Here is a 10219-nt window from a genome sequence, read left to right as displayed (position 1 = left end):
CACGGGACCGGGAGTTCGCCGCCGTCGCGGGGGTGGCGGCTAGCGCGGAAGCGGCGGCCAACGGCGCGTTGCCTTCGGCGGGATCACCAGTAACCGTGGCGGCGACAACGCGGCGGGCCAGCGCGTTCCGTCCGCGCAGCGCCACGGTGCCCGCGGCTGCCCTGGCCGTGGCCGCCTTGCGCCGCTGCGGCGCCTGGCGGGCATGCCACACGCGGGCGGTGACCACCATCTGGTCTTTTTCGTTGAGCGGCGTGAGCCGGGTCCAGACGCGCGGCTCAGTCAGGTAGCGGACCTGGGATTCCACGAGTTCGGGCAGCCGCTTATTCTCGATGACCGGCCGGGTGGTGAGCCACGTAAGCAGGCCAGGCGGCAGCACATACAGCCATACCAGGGTGTGATTGAATGGCAGCCCTATCGCGATCAGGAAAACGATATAGGGCACCGTAATCCCGACGAATACGGCGATCCAGTTGATTGGCAGCGGCATAGGCAGCCGGAAGTCGTACAGCTTGTACAGCCGCTTTTCTATTCGCCATATATTCGTATAAGTAGGCAGGTCCACTAATCAGCGCTCCGCTTCGAGAAATCGTCAGTGGACCCCAAGCGCATTTGCTATTCCCGTAGCCAGTGTCTGGACTATGCTGGGGGTGTAGAAGATCACGGCGATCGCGACGGCGAGGACGATGAATTGCACGAACCGGGTGATCTCGCGAGTGAACAGGAAGAAGAGCGCGACGATGCCGACTATCCCCAGGAACAGCGGCCCGAAAAGGCTCTGTAGATACGTGACTAGGCCTTGGGTACTGATCGCCGCTTGCGGGGCCGCCGCGGCGAGGATCTGAACTGACATCAACCTTCCCTTCCGTGGACATCAGTGAGCTGTCCGGGATGCCTTAGGCCCGGGGCAGGCCTCCTGGCACCCTCGGTCGTACATATGCCGCTGCACGGCACGACCAAGGGTGACGTGAACCAGGTCATTGGGTCCCCATCGGCTGCGTAGATGCACGGATCTCCCTTACATACCATCTCCCGCCTGGCTGGTCGATTACCGAGACATCGTAAGTTGCCGCGAGTTGCGGTGCAGCCTGGCTGACCTGGCCATACAGCACCCAGTTGACCGTCACCGTGATGTCGCGTGTCGCGCCTCCCCGCGGGACGGTGATGCTGGCGATCGACCCGAAGCTCACCGCGCCGCCGAGCCCGCCGACCGAGGCCCCCGGCGCGAGGAAGCGGTTCAGCGTGGCCTGGTCGCCGCTTGCGTACGCCTGGAAGAAGGCCGGCAGCTGGCTCGCCAGCGCGCTCTGCGCGGCTGGATCGGAAGCGGCCGCCGGCGAGTTCGGCGGGGACACGACCGACGGCGTGGGAAGCCAGGCCGGTTCGCCAGACACTACTATTCCGCGGCCGGACGCATAAAGCGGCACGCCGATCTCGATCAAACTGCCGTTGACCGTAGCGAGAATCGTTACCACCGCCGTATGGGCGCTGCGCGCGTCCACACCTGCTACCTGCTCTGACTCGAGCTGCATTGTCCCGGCGCCGTTCCAGCCGAATTGGGGCTGCAGCGCGCGTACATTGGCCGGGATAAATGCGGCGAGCTCGCGTGCTCGCGCGGTCGCATTATTGGGACTGAAGTTCAGGTAGACCTGACCGAACTGAAGAGCATAAGCGGAACCGAGCGGCACAGGAAAGGACGGCCCGGAAGGCACCGGGGTAGCAGCCGCGCCATTCCCGGAGGAAGTGGAGGAAGGCGTCTCATTCAGCACGATCGCCGAGATGCCGCGATAGCCGATTATGAGAATCGCCGCCCAGAGCACGATCCGCATGGGCCACAGCAGCCAGCGTCCGCCGCTGCCGCTCCACAACGGCTTCGCAGCCAGCGCGCCTCGTCCAGCCGTCGGCGATCCGCCACCGTACTCGGGTGACTCCGTACCGCTGTCGAGGCTAGCGACGCTAGGCCTGGGTGACATACACTCCTCCGCCCGCGCCCGTGCCTGGACGGCCAGGTACGGGCGCGCTCCCACCTGCCGGTCTCGTGCTCCAGTCTGCGGCAAAAATTCGCCCGATGTGGGGCATTTGGCCCAAACAAAACGCACGTTTCCATCCTGGAGCTACCTCCAGTCACAGCTGACATTTGGAGTTACCTCCAGTCACAGATGACTCTGGTAAGGCCCGCAAGGCCGCGAACCCGTTTGCTGAAAGTAACCCTTCACTCACAGAAACGCAACAGCGGGACCGGCGGTTCATGTCATCGGGCCCCCAATCACCCTCGCGCGCCGGAAGGCACGGCTGGACGTGCTCGCGGACAGCAGGGCGGGGGTTAGTCGCTGGCGGCCGGCTGGCTCGGCGCCGGGGTAGACGTCTGAGCCAGCGCCGTCTGCATGGCGGTCATCGCGGCGTCGATAGCGATCCTGGCGGTCACCGCGCTGGTGTGCGCACGATCGATCTCGCCAAGACCGATGCAGTCGAACGCCACCCGTGCGTCGTGGATGGCCGCCTCGAGCTCACGCATGGCTTCCTCGAGCATCGCGCCGCGGCCAGCACCGTCTGGCATCATTATCGGGCTCCTTCCGTGGCTACCAGGTCAACGGACGGAGACACTACCCACAGCGGGGCGGCCAATCCGGATGCCTGCATTACAGCTTCCCGGCGGCGAGAGACAGGAACAGCCGGGAGGTAGCGGCGACTCGGCTGAGGCTCCTGGTGCCGACGCTGGCGTAGCAGAACTCATTAGCACAGACACGCATCTGGGCCGCTCCTTCCGGCCCTAATGGGTAAGAAGCTTCAGCCTCCGGTGTTGCATGAACCGCCTGTGCCCGCCGTGCAGGTCAGGTTGTCGATGGCCAGGGTGTTACCACCTTGCGTGAGACCGTACTTCCCGTCGGCGTAGTCGATGTTGAGCCACATCGGTCCCTGATCGAGGGGGTCGCCGCCAGTTTGTGCGGTCGTGACGTCAGCGACTTGCGTGCTGTCCCAGGTGATCGTGACGGCTGAGCTGCTCCAGTTGATTGAGTAGGTGTGCATCCCACACCAATTTCCAGAGGGTTGTCCGTATACCTTCTCCATTCCTTTGGTCGGGTCGGTCCACCAGTAGGTCCAGGTCAGACCAGCGCCGCCGCTTACGTCGCCTTCGGCGATGTCGATCTCTTGCGCGTCACCAGCACTCTCCAGCCAGACCGCCGGCCAGTTGTAGATGTCCTCTGATGCATTACAGGGCAGGTTGACCTGTGCGCTGAGGGTTAGCGGAGGAGTCAAGTGATATTCGGTACTGACCGCTCCGGAAACGGTTGCCGCAGAGTTCATCGCGAGATTGACGACCGTTGGACTGCCGCTCTCGCTGACCTGCGACGGGTTAAACGTTGAGGTGAACTGGGCCGCGGATTGCGTCGCGTTGCAGTCCGCGCCGGCCGGATTGCCCTCGAAGCCATGATAGGCGGCACAAACGTCGGTGAAACTGCCGAACGTGAATGGTCCGGTAACTGACGCCTGCGCCACTGCGGGCAACGCAAATACCACTGCGAATGCGGTCGGCAGCACGGTGATCCATACTTTGCGGATTTTTCCGCCGTTGCTCTTGAATAGCCCGAATAGGGCCTTCTCAAACATTGCTAGCATGTGCCGCCTCCTCAATTGACCTTCCAGGGGAAGGCTCCTCAACCAGGCCAGTACATTTAAGCATACTGGGCAGTGAATAATCCATACCACGTGACGACCATGTACTCAGCGAAAAGGTGCGATTTCAAAATTCCCTCCATCCATCACTAGCACACTGATTATCACGAACTTCAAAAAGATAGTAAACTTAATTCACCAGACCTTCCCATCTGGTAACCCAGCAGTACACGGAGGTAGTGGGCAAAGTAGCCCTCCACGCTTCTTGGGAAAAGGCTCACCAAGTGAACCATTTTCATCTTGGCCGTGGCGGAAGCTGGACCCGGCGCGGCAGACGCTGCTCGTCCTGCCCTACCTGCGCAAAGGCGAGAGGTTCGCCGATCTGGCCGCTGGGTTCGGGGTTGAGGTGGCGACGGCTTGGCGGTACGTGAATGAGACGGTGGAGCTGCTGGCGGCCAGCGTTAACGACCGATAGACCTTCGGGCCACTGGATGGTAAGGAGACGGTCCGCAATCTCCGCGCCGGAGTCAGCTCAGGTGGGCGGCGGCCCAGCAGGCGGCGGCGGTATGGCAGTTCTCCATGGCGTTGAGCGCCTTAGGCAGGTCCGGCGGGATGCCCTTGCTGGCGACGTTGTTCAGCTCGTACGGGTCGGTGGCGGTGTCGTAGTACTCCTGCTGGCCATTGTCGTACCGCACATACAGCGCGTTCGCGGTGCGGACCGCCTCGTAGCTGGGCGGATCACCCTCTTGATTGTTCTGCCGGTCCGGGTCCGCCGGGCTGTTGTCCGGGCCGTGATGCTCGATCAGAATGGCCTGCCGCCAACCGGGCGGGTCCTGCCCGTGCCATAGGACGGCCAGACTGTGCCCGTCGACTGTGGCCGGGACGGGCAGGCCGGCCAGCGTCTCGAACGTGGGGCACAGGTCGATATTCGAGACGAGCTGGCCGTCGACCCGCCCGGCTGGGACGCCGGGACCAGTGACGATCAGCGGCACGTGGATGTCGGTATCGAACGCGGTCTGCTTGCCGGGATCGAGCCGGTACTCGCCCATGTGGTAGCCATTGTCGGAGCTGAAGATGAAGTAAGTGTTGTTGGCCACGCCCCTGGCCTGGAGCTCGGCTTCCAGGTGCCCGATCATGTCGTCGACGGCCAGGTCGGCCTCGACCCGCTTGCGGTAGTCCGTCGTGATCGTGGCCTGCTCCTGGACGGAAAGCGGCGGGTGGTCCTGCAGCCACGACGAGGCGTTAGACGGCAGCCGGTCGTAGGCCGGGGACTTGGGGTAAGGCACCTGCGCGGCGGCGTTCGCGTAGCGGGGCGCCGGAGTGTACGGCGCGTGCGGCGCGAACGTGGCCACCTCGAGCATGAACGGCTGGCCCGAGCCGGCGGCGGAGTCGATAAATGCGCCCGCCTTGGCGGACAGCACGTCGACCATGTAGTCCTGCGGCTGGGCACCGTAATGCTGCACCTTGCCGTTCTCGTTGAGGTTGTAGTTGAACTCGGGGTAGCCGTTCCCGGCCACGTCCCACTCGTCCCAGCCGGGCGGGATCGGGTCGCGCGGCTGGTAGCCGTTCAGGTACTTGCCCATCATCGCGGTGCGGTAGCCGGCCGCGTGCAGCGCCACCGCCCAGGTTTTCTGCTGGTCGCCGTGGGCGTTGAAGGTGGCGTACCCGCCGTCCGAGCCGGAGTTGGTGAAGACCCCGTCGTCGTGCGGATACTCGCCGGTGAAGATGGCCGAACGCGACGGGCAGCACAGCGAGTCAACCACGTAGTACTTCGACATCGTGGTGCCGGCCTTCTCCAGGCCCAGCACGTGTGGCATGTGACTGACCAGGTTCCAGGCCAGGTCGTCGGTGAGGACGAAGACGAAGTTCGGCCGCGACCCGGAGGAGGTTGAACCCGGCGGCGAGGCCGGGGAACTTGACGAGGCGCTGGCCGAGGACGATGACGAGGATGATGAGGTACAGCCGACAGCGGCAAGCAGGGCGCCAGCCAGCAGGACCACGGACAATCGGCGGACTCGTATTCTGCGCACGGACATGAACCGTATGAGCCTCGGTTGTCGTGAGCCGGTACATTCCTGAAGAGTTCGCTGGTGCTCCCGTGAGAGAACAGCCTGACTTCCTGGTTTTCCGCTGTGACGGGGCGCAACCCGGCGGGGCCGACTTCAACACGCACAGGCGGATGCTCAGACGTTGAAGCGGAACTCCACCTGTAGACGCTTAAACGTCAAGCGGACCTCCTGGCCGTCTTTGACCTGCTGACTAGGAACTACCTAGACGACGGCGGGCGTAGGCGATGTTGACGACCGCGATGACGACCCAGATCAGCACAACAAGGACTACCTGGGCGGTGCTGATCGAGGTGGTGCTTGACATCACGGATGCATGGAATGGGCCCAGGACGACTGTTGCCTTGGGTACGGTGCCGGTGCTGGACAGGGAATGCAGCGTCACTGCCGTGGCGCCGATACCGAGCCCCACCGAGCCCAGGCCCATGGCGACGTTTGCCCACGCGCTGCCGGAGGGCTGGATGCCACGCTGCGCCAGTCGGGTGTCTACCTGCTTGTCGATCTCCGAGCTGATCCTTTCGATCAGCCCCTCGGCCAGGGCACCTTCGTACTCATGACCCAGTTCGCTATGCGCGGCCGCCGCCGCAGCGACGTCCTCATGTGCCTGCACGTCCATACCCTAAGGTAGTCGCGACCGGTGGTCGAAGTAAGTGGTGCACGAGCAAAATTCTGCCTCACAGCCGACCCGGCAACTCTTATTACAGACGCTGAAAGGCCTGGGTCTACGGCGGCCGGGGCCGGCGAGGATCTCAGTCGCGGCGCTCAGCATGATCTAATAAGTCAGTAGGTTCCTGGACTCTTGCTCGCGTCTGCGATAGTATCCTATTCGTGGCGATTAAGGGCCGGAGGGCAACATACGAAGAGCGCTTGTCCGCATGCCAGGCGCTTGAGAATGGCGTTTCCGCGGACGATATCGTGAAAGTCCTGAAGGTTTCGAGAGCGTCGGTGTTTGAATGGCAGAAGACGTACCGTGCACACGGGGCGGAGGCGCTCAGGACCAAGAAAACGCGCGGCCCTAAGTCAAGGCTTGACGACGGGCAGATGTCGCAACTGCTCCGGCTCATAGTCGGCAATGACCCGCGGCAGCTTTCTTTCGGGCTGGCGCTGTGGACCCGCGGGATGATACAGGAGCTGATCTTCCGCCAGTTCGGCGTGCGCCTTTCGGTTGTCAGCGTCGGGAACGTTCTTGCGAAGCTTGGCTTGTCTCCCCAGCGGCCACTGTACCGGGCATACGAGCAGGACCCGGAAAAGGTCGCAGAATGGAAAGAGCAGACCTTCCCGCAGATCCAGGCCAGGGCCAAGAAGGAGGGGGCGGCGATTTTCTTCGCAGATGAGGCCAGCGTCCGGACCAACTACCATGCCGGCACCACCTGGGCGCCGATCGGGAAGACCCCGGTGGTAGCCGGCTCTGGAAAGACGCGATCGATTTCCATGATTTCCGCTATCAGCGCTCGCGGTGAACTCCACTTCCAGGTCCATGAAGAGGGAATCAAGCAGGAAGAGTTCCTTGTATTCTGCAAGGCCCTCATCGCGGACGCCAGCCGGCCGGTGTTCCTGATTATGGACAATAGCCAGGTGCACCGCGCGAAGATCCTCAAGGCATACGCCACAGAAAGCAATGGGATGCTCACGCTCTTCTTCCTGCCTCCATATTCACCCGAACTCAATCCCGACGAGTGGGTCTGGAAGAACGTGAAGCACGACAACCTCGGACGCGCATCCGTGAGGAGCGAGGATGAACTCGCCCAGTTCGCCCAAGCCGCCCTTGCGAAGCTGAAGGCATTGCCGGAGAAGATCAGGTCATTCTTCGGCGACGCAGCGCTGAGGTACATCCGCGACTCGTTGGCCTGAGTCCAGAAACACACTTTCCCCTTAGATCACGAAAGAAAAATCTCCTATGCGCGTACTTTTCTTTCGTGATCATGAAATCAGCGGGCTCGGGCCGGCCGGCGCGGACCCGCTGACGGTGGGCGTGCGAGCTGCGGGGCGAGCGGGGCCGGGGAGGACTGCGCGGTCGGGCAGCTGGTGCCGCGCTGGGGACGGGGAGCGTGTCCAGGTCCGGAGCCAGCACTAGCTGGCCGCCGGACACCGCCGCGGCCTTGTCGGTGAGCCGTCCTGCAGGGGCGGCCAGAGACCTCAGCGCTGCAAACCCTGTAGTGCAGCAACCGTATTGCCCTCCGCCGCCCTCAGCAGCCCCTCATAGGCCCGTGACCTGCTCCAACGATCGAGGTCAGCGGCAGCCATCAGATCCTTTCCCCGGCGTAGTAGACCGTGCCTTCCCAGTCGGGTGCCGGGTCGAGTGGCTGGAAGCCGTTCTTGAGCAGGCAGGAGATCGATCCCGTGTTGGCAGGCTCCACGCCTGCCACAAACAGTGAGACGTGCGTTATCTGGGAGGATGCCATCAGCGCGGCGATGATTGACGTGCCGTAGCCCTGACGTCGCAGGGCCGGATCTACCACGTAGCTGAGGTTGGCGGTCGGCACGGGAAGAGTTTTAACCACACCGCGCCCGTCCGGGCTGCCGTCCCATGTGGTGCAGCGGTCGTAGGTGTCACAGCCGACATAACCCACGGCCGTATCGCCGTCCCAGGCCAGCCAACTGTAACGGCCGGTCTCGACAGCACCCCGGTACTCCCCCAATGGACGCTTGTGCAGATCGAGGATGAGACCCGGCCAGCCCGGGCCACCCAACCATCGCTGAGTGTCGGCGTCGGCGAACCAGCGGTCAGTCAGCGGGAGTTGGCGCTGCCGGAACGGCCGCAGACGGAGCATGTCTCGATCGTAACCGCGCCGGTTTATATCAGTTCAACGGCGATGTGATGCTCAGACATTGAACCTGAACTCCACTACGTCGCCGTCTTGCATGACGTAATCCTTGCCCTCGACGCGGACCTTGCCGACGGCGCGGGCCGCCGCCAGCGAACCCGCCGCCATCAGGTCGCCGAACGACACGATCTCCGCCTTGATGAAGCCGCGCTGGAAGTCGGTGTGGATCACGCCTGCCGCCTCAGGGGCGGTCGCGCCGATCGGGATCTCCCAGGCCCGCGTCTCCTTCGGGCCCGCGGTCAGGAACGTCTGCAGCCCGAGCGCACGGAACCCGGCCGACGCCAGCTGCGACAGCCCCGGTTCGCCCATCCCGGCCTCGGCGAGCAGCTCGGCCGCCTCCTCTTCCGGCAGCTCGGTCAGGTCCGCCTCGGTCTTCGCGTCGAGGAAGATCGCCTCGGCGGGCGCCACCAGGGACGTGAGCTGCTTCCGCAGCCCCTCGTCGGAAAGCTCCCCCACGTCCATGTTGAAGACGTAGAGGAACGGCTTCGCGGTGAGCAGGTGCAGCTCCCGCAGCGCCGGCAGCGAGATGCCCGCCGCGGCCGCGCCCGCGTACAGCGTCGTCCCGCTGTCCAGCACCCCCACGGCCGCCTCCGCCGCCGCGGCCACCTCGAGCCGCTCGGGGTCCTTGGAGAACTTCGTCTCCTTCACCAGCCGGGGCAGCGCCTTCTCGAGGGTCTGCAGGTCGGCGAGGATCAGCTCGGTCACGACCGTCGCGATGTCGCCTTCCGGGTCCGCGGACCCCTCCACCCGCGTCACATCCGGGTCGGCGAAGACCCGGACCACCTGGCAGATCGCGTCCGTCTCCCGGATGTGGCCAAGGAACTGGTTGCCCAGGCCCTGGCCCTGCGAGGCGCCCTGCACGAGGCCGGCGATGTCGGTGAACCGCACCGAGGCGGGCACTATTCGCGCGGAGTTGTAGAGCCCGGCAAGCGCGCCCAGCCGCGGGTCAGGAACGCCGACCACGCCCACGTTCGGCTCGATCGTGGCGAACGGGTAATTCGCCGCGAGCGCACCCGCCCGGGTCAGCGCGTTGAACAAGGTGGACTTGCCCACGTTGGGCAGCCCGACGATTCCGATAGACAGGCTCACGTACCGCGAGTTTAGTGCCGCTAGTACTGCGCGGCGTACTGCGACGTGTCGATGCGCGCCTCGATGACCAGCGGCCGGACCCGGCCGGAAAACGCCGTAGACAGCGCCTTCTCCAGCCCGGACACGTTCTCCACCCGCACGCCGTCGCAGCCGAGCGACTCCGCCAGCACGGGGATATCCACCCGGTCCACGGCGGTCGCGGTCAGCGGGTAGCCCATCGCGGCCTGGTGCAGCTCGATCCTGTTCAGGCTGCCGTCGGAGAAGACGACCACCACGAGCCCCAGGCCGAGCCGCGCGGCGACCGCCAGCTCTGTCGCGGTCATCCCGAACCCGCCGTCCCCGGCCAGGCACACGACCGGGCCTGGACCTGACACCCCGGCGCCGATCGCCGCGGGCAGCCCGAACCCCATCGCCGACAGCCCGTTCGTGATCAGTGTCTCCCGTGGCGCGAACGCGGTCCACGCCTGGCCGGCCATGATCTTGTGCGACCCCACGTCAGTCGTCATCACCGTCCCGGCAGGCGAGGCCGAGCGCACGGTAGTGACGACCTCCGACGGGTTCAGCCGGCCCGGAGCGTACCCCGCCTGCCACCCCGCGCGCAGCGCGGCGCGGTGCGCCGCCACCTCCCCC

The 10219-nt window shown here is 64.6% G+C and carries 11 protein-coding genes and 1 pseudogene; 2 read left to right on the top strand and 10 right to left on the bottom strand.

Going from position 1 to position 10219, the window contains the following annotated elements; all coding sequences use genetic code 11:
* The 5 genes from WA805_RS12605 to WA805_RS12585 all read right to left on the bottom strand — a co-directional run.
* Window positions 1-562 (bottom strand): conjugal transfer protein (locus WA805_RS12605; protein WP_425242423.1); only part of this gene is annotated, 562 nt, incomplete at its 3' end.
* Window positions 563-589: 27 nt separating this feature from the next.
* Window positions 590-850, bottom strand: coding sequence for a hypothetical protein (locus tag WA805_RS12600; RefSeq protein WP_422273944.1), 261 nt, complete (start codon window positions 848-850; stop codon window positions 590-592).
* A gap of 124 nt (window positions 851-974) precedes the next feature.
* Window positions 975-1823 carry a conjugal transfer protein gene (locus WA805_RS12595; protein WP_422273942.1) on the bottom strand — a complete coding sequence of 283 codons (849 nt, stop codon included), beginning with the start codon at window positions 1821-1823 and terminating at the stop codon, window positions 975-977.
* Between the two features lie 494 nt (window positions 1824-2317).
* Window positions 2318-2554 carry a hypothetical protein gene (locus WA805_RS12590; protein ID WP_422286040.1) on the bottom strand — a complete coding sequence of 79 codons (237 nt, stop codon included), beginning with the start codon at window positions 2552-2554 and terminating at the stop codon, window positions 2318-2320.
* A gap of 227 nt (window positions 2555-2781) precedes the next feature.
* Window positions 2782-3612: a family 16 glycosylhydrolase gene (locus WA805_RS12585; protein WP_424558682.1), complete on the bottom strand. Its 831-nt coding sequence runs from the start codon at window positions 3610-3612 to the stop codon at window positions 2782-2784.
* A 304-nt stretch (window positions 3613-3916) separates the two neighbouring features.
* Here WA805_RS12585 and WA805_RS12580 point away from each other — a divergent pair.
* Window positions 3917-4063 (top strand): annotated as a pseudogene (locus WA805_RS12580) (helix-turn-helix domain-containing protein); the annotation flags it as partial.
* 73 nt (window positions 4064-4136) lie between these two features.
* Here WA805_RS12580 and WA805_RS12575 read toward each other — a convergent pair.
* Both WA805_RS12575 and WA805_RS12570 read right to left on the bottom strand, forming a co-directional pair.
* The gene (locus tag WA805_RS12575) at window positions 4137-5639 is read right to left on the bottom strand and encodes a sulfatase (RefSeq protein ID WP_422273936.1); all 1503 of its coding nucleotides are present in this window, start codon (window positions 5637-5639) and stop codon (window positions 4137-4139) included.
* 229 nt (window positions 5640-5868) lie between these two features.
* The gene (locus WA805_RS12570; RefSeq protein WP_422273934.1) at window positions 5869-6285 is read right to left on the bottom strand and encodes a hypothetical protein; all 417 of its coding nucleotides are present in this window, start codon (window positions 6283-6285) and stop codon (window positions 5869-5871) included.
* Window positions 6286-6503: 218 nt separating this feature from the next.
* Between WA805_RS12570 and WA805_RS12565 the strand changes: the two genes are divergently transcribed.
* Window positions 6504-7526, top strand: coding sequence for an IS630 family transposase (locus WA805_RS12565; protein WP_425242422.1), 1023 nt, complete (start codon window positions 6504-6506; stop codon window positions 7524-7526).
* Between the two features lie 392 nt (window positions 7527-7918).
* Here WA805_RS12565 and WA805_RS12560 read toward each other — a convergent pair whose 3' ends face one another.
* The 3 genes from WA805_RS12560 to WA805_RS12550 form a co-directional block, all read right to left on the bottom strand.
* On the bottom strand, window positions 7919-8446 hold the full coding sequence (locus WA805_RS12560; RefSeq protein ID WP_422340896.1) for a GNAT family N-acetyltransferase: 528 nt from the start codon (window positions 8444-8446) through the stop codon (window positions 7919-7921).
* A gap of 51 nt (window positions 8447-8497) precedes the next feature.
* Complete coding sequence (gene ychF / locus WA805_RS12555) at window positions 8498-9589, bottom strand: redox-regulated ATPase YchF (protein ID WP_425242421.1); 1092 nt, start codon at window positions 9587-9589, stop codon at window positions 8498-8500.
* A gap of 20 nt (window positions 9590-9609) precedes the next feature.
* Window positions 9610-10219, bottom strand: a 610-nt coding sequence (locus WA805_RS12550) for a thiamine pyrophosphate-dependent enzyme (RefSeq protein ID WP_425242420.1), incomplete at its 5' end; no start/stop codon positions are given.

The sequence above is a fragment of the Trebonia sp. genome, from assembly GCF_049794275.1.
Lineage (GTDB): Bacteria > Actinomycetota > Actinomycetes > Streptosporangiales > Streptosporangiaceae > Trebonia.
Note: the sequence above shows the minus strand (reverse complement) of the source record. Positions and strands in the feature narration are given on the sequence as shown.

What these genes read in the sequence shown, in the direction of transcription:
- WA805_RS12600 (WP_422273944.1), bottom strand. Translation starts at nt 850, where the DNA reads ATGTCAGTTCAGATCCTCGCCGCGGCGGCCCCGCAAGCGGCGATCAGT.
- WA805_RS12595 (WP_422273942.1), bottom strand. Translation starts at nt 1,823, where the DNA reads ATGCGGATCGTGCTCTGGGCGGCGATTCTCATAATCGGCTATCGCGGC.
- WA805_RS12590 (WP_422286040.1), bottom strand. Translation starts at nt 2,554, where the DNA reads ATGATGCCAGACGGTGCTGGCCGCGGCGCGATGCTCGAGGAAGCCATG.
- WA805_RS12585 (WP_424558682.1), bottom strand. Translation starts at nt 3,612, where the DNA reads ATGCTAGCAATGTTTGAGAAGGCCCTATTCGGGCTATTCAAGAGCAAC.
- WA805_RS12560 (WP_422340896.1), bottom strand. Translation starts at nt 8,446, where the DNA reads ATGCTCCGTCTGCGGCCGTTCCGGCAGCGCCAACTCCCGCTGACTGAC.